The 18,223-nt window shown below is 39.0% G+C and carries 19 protein-coding genes; 13 read left to right on the forward strand and 6 right to left on the reverse strand.

Going from position 1 to position 18,223, the window contains the following annotated elements:
- Positions 1-130 precede the first annotated feature (130 nt).
- Positions 131-841 carry a YebC/PmpR family DNA-binding transcriptional regulator gene (locus L2567_RS02180; protein ID WP_406626647.1) on the reverse strand — a complete coding sequence of 237 codons (711 nt, stop codon included), beginning with the start codon at positions 839-841 and terminating at the stop codon, positions 131-133.
- Positions 842-938: 97 nt separating this feature from the next.
- Between L2567_RS02180 and L2567_RS02185 the strand changes: the two genes are divergently transcribed.
- From L2567_RS02185 to L2567_RS02220, 8 genes are all read left to right on the forward strand, one after another.
- Complete coding sequence (locus L2567_RS02185) at positions 939-3,095, forward strand: prolyl oligopeptidase family serine peptidase (protein ID WP_235296049.1); 2,157 nt, start codon at positions 939-941, stop codon at positions 3,093-3,095.
- Positions 3,096-3,161: 66 nt separating this feature from the next.
- Positions 3,162-3,461, forward strand: coding sequence for a TIGR03643 family protein (locus L2567_RS02190; protein ID WP_235296050.1), 300 nt, complete (start codon positions 3,162-3,164; stop codon positions 3,459-3,461).
- Entirely contained in the window at positions 3,454-4,137 is a 684-nt protein-coding gene (locus tag L2567_RS02195; protein WP_235296051.1) for an SDR family NAD(P)-dependent oxidoreductase, read from the forward strand. Before L2567_RS02190 ends, L2567_RS02195 begins: the two co-directional genes overlap by 8 nt.
- A 51-nt stretch (positions 4,138-4,188) precedes the next feature.
- Complete coding sequence (locus L2567_RS02200; protein ID WP_235296052.1) at positions 4,189-4,356, forward strand: Lacal_2735 family protein; 168 nt, start codon at positions 4,189-4,191, stop codon at positions 4,354-4,356.
- Positions 4,353-4,973, forward strand: coding sequence for a flavin reductase family protein (locus tag L2567_RS02205; protein WP_235296053.1), 621 nt, complete (start codon positions 4,353-4,355; stop codon positions 4,971-4,973). The genes L2567_RS02200 and L2567_RS02205 overlap by 4 nt, the downstream gene beginning before the upstream one ends.
- Positions 4,948-5,094: a DUF2256 domain-containing protein gene (locus tag L2567_RS02210; protein ID WP_235296054.1), complete on the forward strand. Its 147-nt coding sequence runs from the start codon at positions 4,948-4,950 to the stop codon at positions 5,092-5,094. The genes L2567_RS02205 and L2567_RS02210 overlap by 26 nt, the downstream gene beginning before the upstream one ends.
- Entirely contained in the window at positions 5,058-6,587 is a 1,530-nt protein-coding gene (locus L2567_RS02215) for a cryptochrome/photolyase family protein (protein WP_235296055.1), read from the forward strand. Before L2567_RS02210 ends, L2567_RS02215 begins: the two co-directional genes overlap by 37 nt.
- A 55-nt stretch (positions 6,588-6,642) precedes the next feature.
- On the forward strand, positions 6,643-7,017 hold the full coding sequence (locus L2567_RS02220; protein ID WP_235296056.1) for a hypothetical protein: 375 nt from the start codon (positions 6,643-6,645) through the stop codon (positions 7,015-7,017).
- 129 nt (positions 7,018-7,146) lie between these two features.
- On the opposite strand, the gene L2567_RS02225 is transcribed toward L2567_RS02220, so the two are convergent.
- A complete protein-coding gene (locus tag L2567_RS02225) occupies positions 7,147-8,076 on the reverse strand; it encodes an MBL fold metallo-hydrolase (protein WP_235296057.1) in 930 nt (309 codons plus the stop codon).
- A 341-nt stretch (positions 8,077-8,417) separates the two neighbouring features.
- Here L2567_RS02225 and L2567_RS02230 point away from each other — a divergent pair, with 341 nt between their 5' ends.
- The 4 genes from L2567_RS02230 to L2567_RS02245 all read left to right on the forward strand — a co-directional run bounded on the left by L2567_RS02230 (position 8,418) and on the right by L2567_RS02245 (position 12,162).
- On the forward strand, positions 8,418-8,840 hold the full coding sequence (locus L2567_RS02230) for a DUF1573 domain-containing protein (RefSeq protein WP_235296058.1): 423 nt from the start codon (positions 8,418-8,420) through the stop codon (positions 8,838-8,840).
- Between the two features lie 91 nt (positions 8,841-8,931).
- Complete coding sequence (locus L2567_RS02235) at positions 8,932-10,584, forward strand: DUF4097 domain-containing protein (protein WP_235296059.1); 1,653 nt, start codon at positions 8,932-8,934, stop codon at positions 10,582-10,584.
- Positions 10,585-10,594: 10 nt separating this feature from the next.
- Positions 10,595-11,617 carry a T9SS type A sorting domain-containing protein gene (locus L2567_RS02240; protein WP_235296060.1) on the forward strand — a complete coding sequence of 341 codons (1,023 nt, stop codon included), beginning with the start codon at positions 10,595-10,597 and terminating at the stop codon, positions 11,615-11,617.
- A 77-nt stretch (positions 11,618-11,694) separates the two neighbouring features.
- Complete coding sequence (locus L2567_RS02245; protein WP_235296061.1) at positions 11,695-12,162, forward strand: hypothetical protein; 468 nt, start codon at positions 11,695-11,697, stop codon at positions 12,160-12,162.
- Positions 12,163-12,168: 6 nt separating this feature from the next.
- Here L2567_RS02245 and prfB read toward each other — a convergent pair.
- From prfB to L2567_RS02260, 3 genes are all read right to left on the reverse strand, one after another.
- A protein-coding gene (gene prfB / locus L2567_RS02250) for a peptide chain release factor 2 (RefSeq protein ID WP_235296062.1) occupies positions 12,169-13,249 on the reverse strand; the annotation gives its coding sequence in 2 pieces (ribosomal slippage) (positions 12,169-13,188 and positions 13,190-13,249; 1,080 coding nt in all).
- A gap of 1 nt (position 13,250) precedes the next feature.
- Positions 13,251-14,144: an FKBP-type peptidyl-prolyl cis-trans isomerase gene (locus L2567_RS02255; RefSeq protein ID WP_235296063.1), complete on the reverse strand. Its 894-nt coding sequence runs from the start codon at positions 14,142-14,144 to the stop codon at positions 13,251-13,253.
- Between the two features lie 59 nt (positions 14,145-14,203).
- A complete protein-coding gene (locus tag L2567_RS02260) occupies positions 14,204-15,205 on the reverse strand; it encodes a DHH family phosphoesterase (RefSeq protein WP_235296064.1) in 1,002 nt (333 codons plus the stop codon).
- A 109-nt stretch (positions 15,206-15,314) separates the two neighbouring features.
- Here L2567_RS02260 and L2567_RS02265 point away from each other — a divergent pair, with 109 nt between their 5' ends.
- Positions 15,315-15,734, forward strand: coding sequence for a nucleoside-diphosphate kinase (locus L2567_RS02265; RefSeq protein ID WP_235296065.1), 420 nt, complete (start codon positions 15,315-15,317; stop codon positions 15,732-15,734).
- 55 nt (positions 15,735-15,789) lie between these two features.
- Here the strand turns inward: L2567_RS02265 and L2567_RS02270 are convergent, their stop codons facing one another.
- On the reverse strand, positions 15,790-18,180 hold the full coding sequence (locus L2567_RS02270; RefSeq protein ID WP_235296066.1) for an endonuclease MutS2: 2,391 nt from the start codon (positions 18,178-18,180) through the stop codon (positions 15,790-15,792).
- Between the last annotated feature and the right edge of the window lie 43 nt (positions 18,181-18,223).

Genomic DNA, 18,223 nt, shown 5'->3' on the forward strand with positions numbered 1-18,223 from the left:
AAGGGCACACCTCATTTTAATATAGCTCAAAATCGATTTCTGAGATGGCCCCTACTTTTAATTTTATGCCGTAAATTAAATCAAAATTACCCCAAACTTCCAAGGATAATTGCATTAATCTTTAAAAATGTCAGGCAAGGTTCGTATAAACGGCCTGAACATCATCATCTTCTTCTATTTTGTCAATTAGCTTTTCAATGTCCTCCATCTGCTCGTCCGTAAAATCTGTCGGTGCATTCGGAATCCTTTGTAAGTTAGCAGCTGCAATTTCTATACCTAATTTTTCAAATCCCTCATTAAGGTTGCCAAAATTGGTATAATCTGCATAAGCGTAAACTGTACTTCCATCCAATTCGAATCGTTCTAATCCGTAGTCTATCAATTCTAATTCTAACTCTTCCATATCCATGTCCCCGGTCTTTTCGAACTCTACGACGGCCTTCCTGTCAAATAGAAATTCCAGACTTCCATTGGGCACCAAACTTCCACCTGACTTATTAAAATAAGATTTAACATTGGCAACAGTTCTGGTCGTATTATCTGTGGCACACTCTACGAAAACCAATACCCCGTGAGGTCCTTTCCCTTCATAATTGACCTCTTCATAACTTTCTGCATCTTTACCCGAAGCTCTTTTGATGGCAGCATCAATATTATCCTTTGGCATATTAGCAGCCTTTGCGTTCTGTATTGCCAAACGCAGTGCTGAATTCATATCCGGATCCGGACCACCTTCTTTTGCAGCAACTGTAATAGCTCTGCCCAACTTTGGAAAAATCTTCGACATTTTTGCCCATCTCTTCTCCTTTGCTGCTCTTCTATATTCAAATGCTCTTCCCATTAATTTTGTCGTTATTTCACGCAAAAGTAAGGATTTTCAACAAACGAATTAAATAACCATTTACCTTTTCATACATTTGAAATTAAAAGCTGGAATAATGAAATCACTACTCACATTTATAATCTTATTTTTCTTAATCATTTCTTGTGCCGAAAAGGAGCAAGAGGTAAATATTGAGCAATTGACTTATCCTGAGACAACAAAAGTAGATACCATTGACGATTACTTTGGCACGCAGATTACAGACGCTTATCGGTGGTTAGAAGATGATATGAGCGAAGAAACAGCTGAATGGGTCAAAGCTCAAAATGAAGTAACCTATGATTTTCTCGATAAGATTCCCTATCGAGATGAATTAAAGAACAGACTAGAAAAACTATGGAACTACGAAAAGATATCTGCACCTTTTAAGGAGGGAGACTATACTTATTTTTACAAGAATGACGGTCTTCAAAACCAATATGTGGTTTGGAGAAAAAAAGGGGAAGATGGCGAGGAGGAAGTTTTTCTTGACCCCAATACATTTAGTGAAGATGGCACTACCTCACTTAGCGGCCTCAGTTTTTCTAAAAATGGTGAACTGGCAGCTTATTCCATTTCTGAAGGAGGCAGTGACTGGAGGAAGGTAATCGTCATGGATGCCATTACTAAAGAAATATTGGAAGATACTTTAATGGATATTAAATTCAGCGGTTTGTCCTGGAAGCTAAATGATGGTTTTTACTATTCCAGCTACGATAAACCCAAAGGTAGTGAACTGTCAGCTAAAACAGATCAACATAAATTATATTATCACAAACTTGGCACTCCTCAGTCATCAGATGAACTGGTTTTCGGAGGAACTCCTGAAGAAAAACACAGATACGTAGGTGGAAGCGTTACAGATGACGGTAGATATTTGTTTATAACGGCCTCTATTTCCACCTCAGGTAATAAGCTTTTCATGAAAGACCTGACTGCTCCCAATGCTGAAATTGTTACGCTCCAAGGTGACACCGATGCTGATAGCTATGTGATCGAAAATGAAGGTTCCCAACTTTTTATAGTCACGAATCATGAAGCTCCAAACCAAAAAATTGTAACAGTAGATGCCGCTGAACCCCAAAGAGAAAATTGGGTCGATTTCATACCTGAGACAGATCATGTTTTAAGTCCATCAACTGGCGGTGGTTATTTTTTCACAGAATACATGGTAGACGCGGTTTCACAAGTGAAGCAATACGATTATGAGGGAAAATTGGTACGAGAGGTAGAGCTGCCAGGTGTGGGAAGTGCTGGAGGATTCGGAGGTAAGAAAGAGAATGAAATCATCTACTTTTCTTTCTCTAACTATAAAACGCCCGGGACGATCTATGCCTATAACCCCAAAAGTGGTGAATCTACTGTATATAAGAAGCCTGATGTAGCCTTTAATCCAGATGATTACGAAAGCAAACAAGTTTTTTATACCTCTAAAGATGGTACGAAGATCCCTATGATCATCACCCATAAAAAAGGAATAGAGCTGGATGGCAAGAATCCAACAATTCTCTACGGGTATGGAGGCTTTAACATTAGCCTGACACCTTCTTTTAGTATAGTCAATGCTGTGTGGATGGAGCAAGGAGGTGTTTACGCTGTACCTAATATACGTGGTGGAGGAGAATACGGAAAGAAATGGCATGATGCCGGCACCCAAATGAAAAAGCAAAATGTTTTCGATGATTTTATAGCTGCGGCCGAATACCTTATATCCGAAAACTATACTTCCTCAGATTATCTGGCTATTCGGGGTGGTTCCAATGGTGGTCTACTCGTAGGAGCGACCATGACTCAAAGGCCTGATTTAATGAAAGTGGCCCTTCCTGCAGTGGGTGTACTGGACATGCTTAGATATCACACTTTCACAGCAGGTGCAGGATGGGCATATGATTATGGCACAGCCGAAGATAGCAAGGAAATGTTTGAATATCTGAGGGCTTATTCTCCCGTTCATAATGTAAAAGAAGGTGTCGAGTATCCTGCCACCTTAATTACAACCGGTGATCATGATGATCGAGTCGTGCCAGCCCACAGTTTCAAATTTGCGGCAGAATTGCAATCGAAACAAGCCGGTAAAAACCCGACTTTGATCCGGATTGAAACCGATGCAGGTCATGGTGCAGGAACACCAGTAAGTAAAACCATTGAGCAATACGCCGATATCTTTGGTTTCACACTTTACAACATGGGTTTTAGCGAATTACCCACAGAATTGGAAGATTTGAAAGGTTAAAACAATTGCCCATGTAAAATTTGTGCTCAATTTGAACACAATACCACCTTCGATCATTTAAACTCTATGAACAGAGAAGAACTTTACGAAGGACTGGATGATAGAGCGCTGAACAGAATCATTGAGATGGCATGGGAGGATCGAACGCCCTTTGGTGCCATAGAGATCCAATTTGGATTATCTGAATCAGAAGTTATCACTATCATGCGACGTGAAATGAAACCCTCAAGTTTCCGAATGTGGCGTAAGCGTGTTCAAGGCAGGAGTACAAAACATCAGAATAAGCGAGACTTCAAAGAAGGACCACACAAATCAAGCAGACAAAAACACATTTCAATGAATAAAGTAGCCAAGCGTAATGGATAAATTATTATTAGTAGGAGGAAGCAGTGGAATAGGAAAATCCATATTAGAATTGCTAATTGACAAATATGAGGTGCACAATCTCTCTAGGAGCCAACCGGACTTGAGCCATGATCATCTGACCCATCATCAAGTGGATGTTCTGGAAGATGAAATACCGGAAATAGATGGTATCAATAAAATAATTTACTGTCCGGGAACCATCAATTTAAAGCCGATCAATTCTTTGAAAGAAGAGGATTTTCTGAATGACTTTAAGGTCAATGTGTTGGGAGCTGTCCGGGTAATTAAAAAATACGTCAGAGATTTAAAGCGCAATGGAAATGGATCGATCTTGTTGTTTTCAACTGTAGCTGTACAGCAAGGTATGCCATTTCATAGTTCAGTGGCGGTTGCCAAAGCAGGAGTAGAAGGTCTAACCAGGTCCTTGGCAGCTGAATTGGCTCCACAAATACGCGTTAATTGTATCGCTCCCAGTATGACCAATACCCCATTGGCCAAGGGCATTCTAAAAGATGAAAAAGCCATCGAAAGGATAGAGGATCGTCACCCACTCAAAAGAATAATGGAAGCGGAAGACATTGCCAAAATGGCTGTCTTTTTGATTTCTGAAGATGCCAGGACCATGACAGGCCAGGTGATCGGCATCGATTCAGGTTTGTCAACCTTGAAACCATAATAACAGTAGCGTTGGCTACATGTAAATAAATAACTATATAAAAATTTTAATATGTTCGGATTTGGGAAAAGCAAACTGGAAAAGCTTCAAAAAAAACACCAGCAAGTATTGAAGGAAGCCTTCGAATTGAGTAAAATCGATCGTAAAAAATCAGATGCTAAGTATGCGGAGGCCAATGAAATTGAGGAACAAATGATTGAACTGGAAAAAGAAAAATGATTGTTTCAGGGGAGGAAATCGGTCAGTTTGAAAAAAGATACAGGGCGAACCTGATCAATAGTATTTTAGGCTATAAACCTGCCAATCTAATTGGGACCAAGTCTGTCGAAGGCATTAACAATCTTGCTATTTTCACCTCTACAGTTCATCTAGGCGCGAATCCACCTTTGATTGGAATGGTTTCAAGGCCGGACTCGGTTCCCCGCCATACATTGACAAACATAAGAAACACCTCACACTACACCATCAATCACCTTCATAAGGAAATTTACAAGGCAGGTCATCAAACTTCAGCGAAGTACAGTGCCACTGTATCGGAGTTCACCCAAACTGATTTGACGCCTGTAAGTATTAATGGCTTTCCAGCTCCGTTTGTGGATCAAAGCGAAGTCAAGATGGGACTGGAATTGGTAGAGATTATTCCTATCAAACAAAACGGGACCTACTTCATTATTGGAGAAATTAAATTAATTGAGATAGATCATTCATTACTGCTGGAAGATGGCTCACTAGACTATTCATTACTAACAACCGTAACGGCCACTGGTTTGGACACCTATCACGAGGCCAGATTTATCGATAAACTTCCCTATGCCAGGCCACAATCTACCAAGTAAAATTTGTCCGGTTTGCAAACTTCCTTTCGTGTGGAGGAAGAAGTGGGAAAAGAACTGGCTTAACGTTAAATATTGTAGCGAAAAATGTCGAAGAAACAAAAATTCAAGGGTCTCAGGTTAATATTAGGAGACCAGCTCTATCCTTTCCATTCGTGGTTTGATGATGGGAAAGATTACGTATATGTTTTAATGGAAATCAAACCTGAAAGCGAATATGTCAAACATCACATACAGAAAATTGTGGGCATTTTCGCTGCCATGAGGAATTTTGCGGAAGATCTTAAAGACAAGGATTTTGAGGTAGCGTATTTCAAAATTAACGACGACGGAAATGAGCAGTCTTTTGAAAAAAACATCCAATTGCTTTATGAAAAGTACGAGGTGGAGGAGTTTGAATATCAAGAGCCCGACGAATGGCGCTTAGACGAGGTTCTGGCAGATATTTCAGGAGGCACCATGGTATCAAGTGAGCATTTCTTTACCGATCGCGATGAAGTAGAAACCTTCTTCAAGGATAATGACTCCTACCTAATGGAACGGTTTTACAGACATATGCGAAAAAAGCATGATATTTTAATGGAGGATGGAGAGCATATCGGTGATAAATGGAACTATGACAAATCCAATAGAAATAAATTGCCGAAGGATCACGATGTAACCGATCCCAAGACCTACAGCCATGATGTTTCCGATATTTATCAGGAGGTTCAGGATGCAGGACTCGAAAGCATAGGAAATATTGAACCCGAGAAATTTATTTGGCCCTTAACACGGAGGGAATCTTTGGCCTATCTCAATTTTTTCGTTAAGAACATGCTTGAGCATTTTGGTGATTATCAGGATGCTTTGTCAAATGAATACTGGAGTGTTTACCATAGTAGAATTTCCTTCTCCATGAACACTAAGATGTTGAATCCCAGAGAGGTCATAGAAAAGGTGGAGGAAGCCTTTTACGAGCGTGATGAAATTGACATTGCTACAACAGAAGGCTTTATTCGTCAGATATTGGGATGGCGAGAATACATGAGAGGCTTGTATTGGGCTAAAATGCCGGACTATAAGACATTAAATCATTTCAATAATAAGCGGAAATTACCAGATTTTTATTGGACTGGAGATACCAAAATGAACTGTTTAAGCAAGGCCATAGGTCAATCTCTGGATCACGCGTATGCCCACCACATCCAAAGACTGATGATCACAGGAAATTTTGCCTTGCTGGCTGGAATCAACCCAGATGAAGTAGACGAATGGTATCTGGGTATTTACATCGATGCCTTTGAGTGGGTAGAACTGATGAACACACGGGGTATGTCACAATTTGCAGACGGCGGCATAGTAGCGACAAAACCATATGTTTCTTCTGCATCGTATATCAATAAGATGGGTGATTATTGTTCTAATTGCGAATATAGTCACACCAAAAAGACAGGTGAAAGCGCCTGTCCTTTTAATAGTCTGTACTGGAATTTTATAGATCAACATTATGAGAAATTTAAAAATAATGCTCGAATGGGCATGATGTTAGCTACATGGGATAAGATGGATGGTGATAAGAAAGAAAGTTTGTTATCACAGGCGACAAAATATCTGGACAACATAGATACACTTTGAGTATGAATTTCGTTTTAAACGAAACTTGTTACCAACAAATTAAAATTGAAAATAAATGAAAAATTATCTTTTGCTATTAATGGCTGCATTCATGATAGGTGTAACGGCATGTGAAAAGCAAGAAATGGAGATGGAAGAGGAAGAAGAAGAGGAAATGATGAATGAATGTGATACAGAGGGTGTGACCTATGAAGGTGAGATTAAATCGATTTTGAGTGGATGTACGGGTTCCAGTTGCCATGGTAGCAATACGGGTAGAAGTATGGCCAACTATGCAGATGCTGTTAATTACGCAAAACAAGGCAGAATCTTGGGGGCGATTAAAAGAGAAGCTGGATTTTCACCGATGCCAAAAAATGGTGCAAAATTGGCTCAATGCAAGATCGATCAGATCGAAGCATGGATAGATGACGATTACCCGGAAGGTTAATGGTTGATCCGGAGGAAAAACGACGGAGTCGTTTTAAACCATTAACGCGTAGCACATCTACGCGGTGGGAAGCTAGACGTTGCGCAGCAATAATGCCAGAGGCGTTTTTCTTGAAAGTGTTCAAAAGCACTAATCTAAATAGATGGATAGACCTTGACTAGCCACATTATAACCATTGACAAAAACCGTCTTATAGGCCTTTGATTTATTATTTAGCAAAGGATTGGTATGATTAAAATGGATAAATTGAATTTTCGCCTTGTTCAATGGTGATAGATCAGCGAATTTCTTCATACTTTCCTCCACAAATGGGTGTGGTATTTCCGACATTTTCCGGTTTGGTAGCTCATCACCATCATAAAAAGTTGCGTCTATCAATGCATGATCCACATCCTGAATCAAGGCTTTGATATCATGCTCCCACTTTTCCCATTTATCAATATCCGGAATGTAGAGCAAAGATTCTTCCTTCCCTTCAATTAGAAAGCCTACCGTCTCAGAATATTCATCACGGTGAGGCACACGCATAGGAGTAACAGCCAGGTTTTCAGTCAAATTTATTTTCTGACCATCTTTGAGAGGCTTAAGGTCAATGTTATTCAGTTTGACCAATTGCTCCCACGGTCCGTTATTTTTGATAAACTTTGCCATTTTGGGCATCGCGTATACCGGCATTTGATTTGCGTTCATGGCCTCTTTACCAAGTTGAGCGAGTCCTAGGTAATGTCCTATATGGGCATGCGTTAATAAAATGCCCTTGGGCAATTGGTTTCTCTGTCTGGAATAGGAAGACATCATATGAAGCTGATCCTTAAAATCCGGTGTACAGTCAATTAAGAAATATTCATTGGTATTTAAGTCTACAATACCTAAACTCGAAACATAAGTAGGGCTTGCTGTGACCTTACGTGCAGCAATACAGCATTCTTTGTCACAATTAATCTGTGGATATCCAGCATCCTGTGCTATTCCCAGTACCACAACCTCCAGATTCTGTCCAGACAATGAGAAAATGGTCAGAATGGACAGTGATAAACTAAGTATTAGGCACTTTAACATAACTTTCATAGAGTAATTAAGGGTTAAATATATAATATTATTATAATATATAACTGGAATGGTGAATACTTATTAATTTTCACCAAGGTCAAGAACTAGCTGCGAATCGCATCATTTTGCTTTTTGTTTATCTAATTTATAGTAGATAAAATGAACAAAAACGAAGCTAAAAGACTATTAACCTTGTTGCCACTGGAGTCATTTTAGCAATTTAAGTGGTTAGGACATAATAATATTTTCCTACTAGCTCGTTGACATCTTTGAAATAAATCCAATAAAATTTTAACACTTTGGCAATAGGTTGATTTTGGAGAAATGTTGTCCTTTAAATACATGAAGTAATGAAGATAAGATTGTTTATACTTTTCTTAGGAATCGTGACTGGTTTGAATGCCCAAAAATCGGTTGATTCTGAGCCTCCTCAAACCATTCAAAGCACCTCTTTCAAATTCGATAAAGAATTTATAGACCTTGGTAAGGTAACCAAAGGTGATAAAAAGATATTTGATTATACAATGGTCAATACAGGAAGTGAAGACATCGAAATATCATACCTTGACTATTGTGCATGTACTGAAGTTGATTATCCGGTAGGAAAAGTCTTAAAACCGGGAGAAAAGATGACGTTTGATGTGGTTTTTGATTCTTCAACCAAGGATGAAGAAGAAACCATAGAAATAGCCATGGAATTGAAGAATATTAATCCAGAGGATGGTTTACCTTACTATTTGACCTTAAAATATCATTTTGATATTGTCAAATAATAATTAACAACGACCAATTACTCATTTGGGCAGAAAATTGCCCATTATATTATTATATTTGAAATAATTACTCATTTATCTATAAAGAGATATGAAAAACAAATACAAATTTTTAGGTTTACTGGGACTGCTTCCATTTTTTGCGAGCGCACAGTTGACTAACAATGGGGCCACCATTGTCATTGAATCGGGTGCCAAATTGGTGGTCGAAGGAAATATTTCCAATACCACAGGAACAATTACCAATTCTGGAACGATAGAGGTGAAAGGAGATTTTGTGAGTGATGGAACATTAAATTCTAACACCAGCACATCAGAAATCGTATTTAATGGTTCATCCGGAGATCAGAATTTTGATTCTGGTGATGTTACCGTTAATAAAGTAACAGTTAATAAGACTGCTGGCAAAGTAAACTTGACAGACAATCTTGGAATCAGTTCTGAGTTAGCATTGACAGATGGTTTGCTGGATATAGGTGCATTTAATCTGACTTTGGAGGACGGTGCAACCGTAAATTCTACAAGTGGTAACTATATTAAAGCTAATGGCGTAGGAGTTGTTGTTAAACCCTATTCTTCAGTGACTTCTTATGAATTTCCAATTGGAGGAGATCAATATTCTCCAATTACAGTAAGTGCGCCAGCGGTTGATGCTGATGCCACTGTGGGAGTTAACGTTGAAGAGTTGGCGGTTTCTGAAAATCCGGGTGATGTTGATTCATACCTGGAAAGAAATTGGACCATAGCTTATAACAATTTTAATAATAATACAGATCTTACCGTAACGGGTGACTACATTGATCCTGATGATATCCAAGGAACAGAAGCAAGTATTGTTGGAGCTGTTTTAGATGCCGGTATGGAATGGTCTTATGGTACAGCAGATGCCACAAACAATGAGGTGACTGGGACTGTAAATACTGGCGAAAGTAATTCTTCAGCTTTATTGACAGGAACGAATCTATTTAGAAGACAACCTATAAAGGCTTTCTTAGCAGGACCTTACAATGGTTCTACCATGAATACAGGATTAAACGATGCTACCACAGATGGATTGATTCCAGCGACCAGCCCCTATGATAATTCAGTATCAATCTCTGGATTGGTAAAAGGTATAGCAAGTGGATCGGTAGTAGACTGGGTAGAAATAGAAATGAGAGAGAATGCGGATGGAACCGGTAGTGTCTCTACTTATAGTAAATTTCTCTTAAGTGATGGAACGGTAGCGAACTTGGATGGCACCACTCCGGCAGTGTTCAGAGATGCTCCGGAAAATGCGTTTGTAGTAGTTGACCACAGAAATCATTTAGGAGTGATGACATCTAGTTCATTCCTTATTGGTAGTAATCCTTTAGATTTTACGAATCCTTTGACAGGTACTTTTGGAACTGATACCCAGAAAAATTTTAGTGGAACATCAGCATTATATCCTGGAGACGCTAACAATGACCTTTATGTAAGAGCTAAGCAAGGTACGGTAGGTGTTTTCCCTAATCTAACTGTTGTTCCTTCTGATAGAGATGTTGTTCTAAATAGTGGATTAGGGGGCAATGTAGATGGTATATTACAAGAAACATACTCATTGTACGACGTAAATTTGGATGGTTATGTAGTAGCTAAACAGACAACAGTTGGAGTATTTCCCAATTTAACTGTAATTCCATCAGAAAGAGATATTATCCTTAATGTTGCTCTTGGGGGTGATGTTGATGGACAGAAAACAGAACAAGTTCCTGAAAATTAAAAGAATAAAAATGAAAATTATAAATATACTTATTGTTGTATTGATCTCTTGCAGTTATTTTTATGCGCAGTCAATCGAGACAGTTACTGTAATGAATGGAGCTGAAGGACAGGTTTTTTTACGAAGTACTTCTAATTATAGCAGTGGCTCAAATGCAACTCCAACAAGATTTACTTTAAAAATACCCGCAAGTGATGCACCAAGTGCCAATCGTCCATCAGACGGTGAAGCAATAAATTTTGGAACAAATGTATTTCAATTTAATACTATTGATTTTCAAGGAGAATTAAATGGTTTTTACTACATATCCTTTGTCGCAGAAATAGGTGAATATGATTTAGCGAATATTGGATCTGAAAAGTCTTTGGTTGCTAGTTTCACATTTCCTGGCCTAAATTTAGCAAATGCAGTGTTAACTGATATCAATGAACCATTCATGGATGGTGGGTCGCAAATTATTTTGGTTGATGCCAATCAAATTTCTGCTCTCCTCCCCGTCGAACTAACGTCTTTCACCGCTACTGCACAAGAAGAAACTTCTTTGCTTAAATGGCAGACTGCGTCTGAAATTAATAATGAATACTTCGATATAGAGCGTTCTGCAGATGGAAGAATATTCGAGAAAATTGGAAAAGTGGCCGGTCACGGGACAACTACAGTAACTCAGAACTATGAGTTTGTAGATAGAGCACCACTTGCGGGTGTCAACTACTACAGACTAAAGCAAGTCGATTTTAATGGAGAGTATGAATATACGAAAATAGAAACTGTCGACTTTAGAGACGGTTCAGAAGGTGACATTAAGGTTTTTCCGAATCCAACGACTGATTTCGTGAACATTACTTTTGATAGATCGTACGATGTTGTTACAGTTACCAATCAGGTTGGACAGATCGTGAAAATGATCCCGCCTTCAGAGTATAAAGAAAACTTTATCAAATTGAATGTATCAGATTTTCCTAATGGCGTTTACTTCTTAGAAGCCAAATTAGGAACCGAATTGGTACACAAACAGTTTGTCAAAATCAGATAATACATAGTATTTATTAGTATAAAAAGGCTTCTCCAAAAGAGAAGCCTTTTGTGTATCCATAAGATTGATTTCACTCTATGCCTTTTAATAATCCATTTGAAGATCCAAATACTTCGTTTGAAATTACGGCCTTAATAGGCCAATGGAACATTATATACTCTAATTTTCCTATGTGGACAAATAGGAAACGAAAAAATCCAAGCCTAAACTATTCACTTAATTCTTTAGATCAGGAGTATATCATTAATGATCAGGTTAAATATAGAAAAAGCGGCAAGCTTAAAACCATCAACGGTACAAACAAAGTTGTTTCACTTCAAGATAAAAAGTTTCTATGGAGAGGTAGTGGAATCCTTCGATTCCTAAGAAGCAAGTGGCAGATTATCCATTTTAATGAACTCTGGTTGATTATTTATTTTGAAAAAACGTTCTTTACTCCTTCGGGTTACGATGTAGCAGTAAAGGAGGGAAATAATATTAATCCACATGTCATCCTCGAAGCACTGAATTATTACAAAATTCCGGTATTGAAGAAGATTCAATAAGCTAACCTACTTCCCATCCCACATCAAGTAGGCCTTTAGAAATGGTTCTATGTTTCCATCTAAAACGGCATCCGTGTTGTTGGTTGAATAATTGGTTCGATGATCTTTTACTCTGCGGTCATCTAAAACGTAGGATCTGATCTGGGAACCCCATTCATTCGCCATTTTACCCGCCTCAATTTCGCCTTTTGCCTCCCTTTGCTTTTCTAATTCCAATTCATATAACCTTGATCTAAGCATTTGTAAAGCCTTCTCCCGATTCATATGTTGAGATCGTTCTTGCTGACATTCAGCGACCAGACCTGACGGCAAATGTCTGACCCTTACGGCAGATTCTGTTTTGTTGACATGCTGCCCCCCTGCCCCACTTGCTCGAAAAGTATCCCATTCCAGATCAGCAGGGTTAATTTCTACTTCAATGGTATCATCGACCATGGGGTGCACAAAAACGGAAGCAAACGACGTCATCCTTTTCCCTTGTGCGTTGAAGGGACTCACTCGAACCAAACGGTGCACTCCATTCTCCCCCTTCATCAATCCGAAAGCATATTCGCCCTTGATTTCAATTGAAGCTGATTTTATCCCGGCAACATCACCATCAACTCTATTCAATTCTGAAACCTTAAACCCTTCTTTTTCACCGAACATGGTGTACATGCGCAGTAACATCTCTGACCAGTCGCAACTTTCCGTTCCTCCTGCTCCGGCGTTGATTTCGAGAATACATGATAGTTCATCCTCCTCATTGTTCAATGTGGAACGGAACTCGAGATCATCGATAGCCTCCAGATTCTTTTCGTAGGCAAGATCAAGCTCCTCCTCGCTTACATCATCTGACTGATAAAATTCATACAACACTTCTAAGTCTTCCAGCTTTGCATACGTTTTTTCGTATTGCTCAATCCAACGCTTATGCCCATTCAGTTCTTTTAGAATCTTCTGCGCCCTGTCGGGATCATCCCAGAACTCAGGATTCATGGTCTTACCCGTCAAATCCTCAATTTGTAATCTGCGTCGATCTACGTCAAAGATAGCCCTTGAGTTGGGCCAGCCTGTCTTTTAGTTCACTTAATTGATCGCTTGTCATATTATTCCTCCGGAACTTCTATATAAAAAATTAAATCAGCTTTCTCAGGAATAGACGGGGGTCTTCCTGCAGCACCATAGGCTTGCTCGTATGGTATAATCAATGTCGCTTTACTACCTCCTCTTAAAAGAGCCAATCCTTCATCCCAGCCTCTTATCACCTGACCTGAACCAATCTTGAACTGAAATTCCTGTCCTCTCTGAAAAGAATTGTCAAACATAGAACCATCCGACTTCAAAACCCCATAGTAATGAACGGTCGCAATGTCTCCAGGGTCTAATTCCTCACCGGTACCTTCCTCATGGATAATATATTGAAGCCCGGATTCTGTTTCCTGAATATTGTCACCAGCCTTTCCTGAAGCAATGTACCTGTAAGTTTCTTGCACAAATTGTTCAATTTCAGGAAGTCTTTGTCTCACCTCCTCTGCCTTGGTCTCAGACTCTATTCTTTCTGCTTCTACCTGATTGTTGTAACTGTCTTCATCCATTATATTGGTGATTCGAATATTATAAGACAGCATCTTTGTTGTATCTCCTGGAGGAAAGCCCAAATTTTTTAAACTATCAGTAGGGACCATTAATACCACCGAGTCACCGACAGATGCAGTCGCAAGTATCTCTTGCATGGCCTGTGTGATGATATTGGCATTAGGTTGCTCCTTCAGTTGAATCATGCTTTCCTGACCAGTATCTCTAGAATTAAATTGCTCGTTGTTATCTGCCATCATATTGACATGAAAAAAAACGAAGTCATTTTCATTCGGAGTTTCTCCTTCGCCTTCGTTGATAAGCTTATATTTAAAGCCACCATCCGTCATTTGCTCACCGCTTTCCGTTGCACACGAGGCAACCAAAATCAAAGCTGAAAGCATAGCTATAATTTGATATTTCATAAGGTATTATTTGTCAATGTTTCTAAAAGAGTGCAAATGTACGGAATTTATGCACATCTTCAATATTTGTCTATATAATCAGGCAAGACAGATTTGAATTTATTGATGGCTGCTTTTAAGGAACCATGAAAAGATCCTCCAGATGCGTTTTTATGCCCTCCGCCCTTGAAGTGGTCCCTGGCGATTTGCTGCACTGACAGATCACCTTTTGATCGTAAAGATAATTTAATGATGTTTGGTTGCTGAGTTATAAAAGCTCCTAAGCGCACTTTTCGCATCATCAATAAATAATTAACGATACCTTCTGTGTCTCCCCTCTGTATATCGAAGTTTTGATAGTCGTATTTATTGAGCACAATGATCCCCACACCATAATCTTCCAGGATCTCCATTCTGTTGTTCAGGCAGTGGCCAAGCAACTTCATGTTTTTAATGGGCATGGAATTGAAAATGTAGTCCTGAAGCCTCTTATCATCTACGCCTATTTCTTTCAAATGGGCTACTATTCTGAAAAGTTTAGCACTTGTGGAAAACCGAAAAGACCCGGTATCTGTAATGATACCTGTATATAAACACTCTCCAATTAAAGGGTCGATTGACTTTTGATCGCCTAAATCGGATATGAAGTCAAAGACCAATTCTGAAGTAGAACTGGCAGAAACATCTGAAAGCATATAATCGGGAAAAGGTTCAGGGTCAATATGATGATCAATCATCACTTTAACCCCTGATTTCTCATGGATCTTCTCTCCCAGGCGATCTATTCGGTCTAGTGAGTTGAAATCCAGACAAAAAATTACTTCCGACTTCTCTAGAACTTTATCACATTCGTCCGGCTCATTATCATGAATTAAAATATCATCAGACTGAGGTAAGTAATTGAAAGTATCCGGAAACTCGCTGGGAAAAATGATCTTTACATTATGCCGTTTCTTTTTCAGATACAGGCTTAAGCCAAGTGATGACCCAATGGCATCACCATCAGGATTTCTATGTGAAACAATTAGTATTTCCCTGGGCATTTCCAGGTAAGATTTAAGTTTATCTATATTCTCCATCATTCTGGGGCGAAGGTTATAATTTTTTATGACAGTTGAAAGTTTAAAAGTTTAAAGTTTAGGCATATACGATTGAAATGTTACTTTTGCACCAAATTTTAAAAACGTAATAATGGCAGGAAATATCACATTTACGATGATTAAACCGGATGCAGTGGAGGCTGGAAACATTGGAAACATTCTTCAGATGATCGAAGCAGATGGTTTTACAATAAAAGCAATGAAATATACCAAGCTCTCTTCTGAAAAAGCCGGTGAATTTTATGCAATTCACAAGGAGCGACCTTTCTATGGTGAATTGGTCGAATTTATGTCCAGAGGTCCTATAGTAGCAGCTATTCTTGAAAAAGATAATGCTGTGGAGGATTTCAGAAAGTTAATTGGGTCTACAAATCCAGAAGAGGCTGCTGAAGGTACCGTAAGAAAGAAATATGCAAAAAGCATTGGAGAAAACGCGGTCCATGGATCAGATAGCGATGAAAACGCAGTGATCGAAGCAAACTTTCACTTCGCGGGCACAGAGATATTTTAAGCGATGGCTTGATTGAAGAAAAAACCGGTGAGTGTCTGCTTATCGGTTTTTTTTGTTATACTTCTGTTTGGATAATGGTTACGCCTTCCCCTCCGGCTTCTTCGGCAGGGTGAAAGATCTTTTCAAAATCTTTGTACTCTTTGGCTTTATTCCACACGACCTTTCGTAAAACACCATTCCCTACCCCATGAATAATCTTTACCTCATAATTATTGCTAAGTAGAAACTTATCCAGAAAGTCTTCGATAATTTTAGAGGCTTCTCCTTTCGTAAATCCTCGAATATCCAATTTGCTATCTACATCCTGATGATTGCTGGTAAACTGTGAAGTTACACTCTTCCGTCTATTGGTCTCAATAGGCTCTCTTGCAGGAACCAATTCAGTGAGAGGTACAAACATTCGCATGATACCAATAGAAATTTCTGCCTTTTTCTTTTGGATTTCAAGAATCTTACCTATTTCACTTCCTGTTTTCAACTTGACATAGTCCCCTTTTTTAAATTGTTTGACGTCAATGTCTTTGTGGTAGTAGACATCTTTCTTAAGACGATCTATATCACCTCCCAAACTTTTTTTATCAGCTTTAATCTCTTTCGATAACCGCTTGGCCTTTTCCAGGTTTTTTTCTTCCTTTATTTCTCTAATCAACTTTTCCAGTCTCTTATTCTCTTCATTTTTTTCCGAAAGCTTCTGGGCCTTCTGTTCCATCTTGAGCTTTTTCCTCTTATATTCCAACTCTCCATGCAGGTTTTCATAGTTCTTAATGAGACGCTCCAGATCTTTCTGCCTGTTCTCAAGGTTATCTACCTTTTTCTCAAGCATTTTCTTTTCTTTTTGAAGGTCAGTAAGCAAGTGTTCCACCTTCACGTTGTCTTTCCCAGTTTTAGATTTAGCGTCATCGAGAATTCTCTTGGCTAGCCCTGTTTTTGTAGCAATCTCAAAGGCAAAGGAGCTACCGGGCTTACCTATTTTCATTTCGTAGGTGGATTGCAATTCCTTTTGATCAAAAATCATAGCTCCATTTACAATACCCTTGGTCTTATAGGCAAACATTTTGAGATTGGAATAGTGACTGGTAATGACTCCATAACAGCCTGTGCGCATAAAGTCTTTCAGCAGGGCCTCAGCTATTGCTCCTCCTATCTGCGGATCCGTACCGGAACCAAACTCATCGATAAGTAATAAACTCTGATCATCAAGCTCTTCTGAGAATGCTTTCATATTCTTTAGACGGGAGCTGTAAGTACTCAGGTCATCTTCAATGGATTGTTGATCACCAATATCGATACAGATTTTATAAAAAACACCCATCTCCGTATAGCTGTTTACAGGCAATAGCATTCCACATTGAAACATCAGTTGATTAAGTCCCACTGCTTTCATCAAAATCGATTTACCTCCGGCATTCGGTCCGCTGATCATCAACATTTTGTTCTGTCCGTGCAGCACCAGATCGAATGGTACCGTTTTCTTCTCCTCTTTATTGTTCTTTAACAATAATAGCGTATGATAGGCCGATTTATAGGACAACAGCGGAGTGGCAGAAATCTTTGGAATGGTGCCCTGATAACTTCTTCCAAAGTTACTTTTCGATTGGATCAAATCGTATTGAATCTGCAGATCAAAAGCATCTACAAAGTCTGAGGCATGTGGCCGTAGGGAAGCGCAAAGTTGCTTAATGATTCGATAAATCTCTCTTTTGCGGTCAGCATATAAATCAAAGAGATCATTATTAAAAGGTATAATGGTATCTGGCTCGATAAACACTGTTTTTCCAGTTTGTGATTCATCATGTATGATGCCCTTTATCTTCCTTTTATTTTCAACCGGTACACTTAAAACCCTTCTTCCATTCCTGTAACTCTCTGAGCTGTCCGTTAGTAATCCTTGTTTTCGATACCTGGACATCAGGGCATTGAATTCTGAATCTATGGCCTTCTGCTTTGATTTGATTTGCTTACTGATGATGGCTAAGTCCGGGCTGGCATTAGGTCTTACCTCCCCTTCTTCAGTGAAAACCTGATCTACGAGCGTGAAAACTTCACTGGAAATTTCAACTTGTTCCAGCAATCCACTCAGTAGTGGATATTTCTTGCTACGATCACCTGTAATATGTTCGGTGATTCGACGATGGTTTTGAATAATTTCATTGATCCTGAGGATAGACTCTACAGTCAGTACATATCCTTCTTTTCTCAGCAAATAAACATCTTCGGTGATGTCAGAAACTGCGCTGATAGGTATCGATTCTTTTTCGTCAACTGATAAGTTCCATTCTCTGATCTGAGCATACATATTTTGGATCGAAGAAACACTCGTGCTTAGTTGGAGATTTCTAATTTGTTCCACAGTTTTAGCACTTAAGCAGTATTTACCCAAGAGCTCCAGTAATTTGTCAAACTCCAATTTTTTCGCACCGTCTGAAGGTATAAACTGCACACTCATCGCCACCAAATTTTGCGAGCAAAGATAAAAAAAAGAGCTTACT

It is taken from the genome of Portibacter marinus, from assembly GCF_021533195.1.
Taxonomy (GTDB): domain Bacteria; phylum Bacteroidota; class Bacteroidia; order Chitinophagales; family Saprospiraceae; genus Portibacter; species Portibacter marinus.

Bases quoted from the DNA above. Each gene is read 5' to 3' on its own strand.
- L2567_RS02180 (WP_406626647.1), bottom strand. From the start codon at position 841: ATGGGAAGAGCATTTGAATATAGAAGAGCAGCAAAGGAGAAGAGATGG.
- L2567_RS02185 (WP_235296049.1), top strand. From the start codon at position 939: ATGAAATCACTACTCACATTTATAATCTTATTTTTCTTAATCATTTCT.
- L2567_RS02190 (WP_235296050.1), top strand. From the start codon at position 3,162: ATGAACAGAGAAGAACTTTACGAAGGACTGGATGATAGAGCGCTGAAC.
- L2567_RS02195 (WP_235296051.1), top strand. From the start codon at position 3,454: ATGGATAAATTATTATTAGTAGGAGGAAGCAGTGGAATAGGAAAATCC.
- L2567_RS02200 (WP_235296052.1), top strand. From the start codon at position 4,189: ATGTTCGGATTTGGGAAAAGCAAACTGGAAAAGCTTCAAAAAAAACAC.
- L2567_RS02205 (WP_235296053.1), top strand. From the start codon at position 4,353: ATGATTGTTTCAGGGGAGGAAATCGGTCAGTTTGAAAAAAGATACAGG.
- L2567_RS02210 (WP_235296054.1), top strand. From the start codon at position 4,948: ATGCCAGGCCACAATCTACCAAGTAAAATTTGTCCGGTTTGCAAACTT.
- L2567_RS02215 (WP_235296055.1), top strand. From the start codon at position 5,058: ATGTCGAAGAAACAAAAATTCAAGGGTCTCAGGTTAATATTAGGAGAC.
- L2567_RS02220 (WP_235296056.1), top strand. From the start codon at position 6,643: ATGAAAAATTATCTTTTGCTATTAATGGCTGCATTCATGATAGGTGTA.
- L2567_RS02225 (WP_235296057.1), bottom strand. From the start codon at position 8,076: ATGTTAAAGTGCCTAATACTTAGTTTATCACTGTCCATTCTGACCATT.
- L2567_RS02230 (WP_235296058.1), top strand. From the start codon at position 8,418: ATGAAGATAAGATTGTTTATACTTTTCTTAGGAATCGTGACTGGTTTG.
- L2567_RS02235 (WP_235296059.1), top strand. From the start codon at position 8,932: ATGAAAAACAAATACAAATTTTTAGGTTTACTGGGACTGCTTCCATTT.
- L2567_RS02240 (WP_235296060.1), top strand. From the start codon at position 10,595: ATGAAAATTATAAATATACTTATTGTTGTATTGATCTCTTGCAGTTAT.
- L2567_RS02245 (WP_235296061.1), top strand. From the start codon at position 11,695: ATGCCTTTTAATAATCCATTTGAAGATCCAAATACTTCGTTTGAAATT.
- L2567_RS02255 (WP_235296063.1), bottom strand. From the start codon at position 14,144: ATGAAATATCAAATTATAGCTATGCTTTCAGCTTTGATTTTGGTTGCC.
- L2567_RS02260 (WP_235296064.1), bottom strand. From the start codon at position 15,205: ATGATGGAGAATATAGATAAACTTAAATCTTACCTGGAAATGCCCAGG.
- L2567_RS02265 (WP_235296065.1), top strand. From the start codon at position 15,315: ATGGCAGGAAATATCACATTTACGATGATTAAACCGGATGCAGTGGAG.
- L2567_RS02270 (WP_235296066.1), bottom strand. From the start codon at position 18,180: ATGAGTGTGCAGTTTATACCTTCAGACGGTGCGAAAAAATTGGAGTTT.